Annotated in this window: 1 pseudogene; it reads left to right on the top strand. The window is 52.3% G+C overall.

Annotation, left to right across the window (positions count from 1 at the left end):
• A pseudogene (locus CWM61_RS28710) lies at positions 1 to 222 on the top strand (type II toxin-antitoxin system HicB family antitoxin); the annotation flags it as partial.

The raw sequence follows: 222 nt of genomic DNA, 5'->3' as shown, positions 1-222 counted from the left end.
CTCCATCAGCAGAAGGTGATGCGTTTGTTGAGGTTCCGGCCAGCGTGGCAGCTAAGGTATTGCTGTTAAACCGTCTGGTCAGCACCAACACCAGCAATGCTGATCTCGCCCGCTTGATTAACACGCGCCCACAGGAAGTGCAGCGCATCGTGTCTCTTGGTCACAGTACCAAAATCGATACGATCCAAAAAGCGCTATCAGCGTTGGGGCAAAAGATGGAAA

The sequence above is a fragment of the Klebsiella sp. K-Nf6 genome (assembly GCF_002806655.1).
Taxonomy (GTDB): Bacteria; Pseudomonadota; Gammaproteobacteria; order Enterobacterales; family Enterobacteriaceae; genus Klebsiella; species Klebsiella variicola.
The sequence above is the reverse complement of the archived record's forward strand: the minus strand, read 5'-3'. Positions and strand labels throughout refer to the sequence as shown.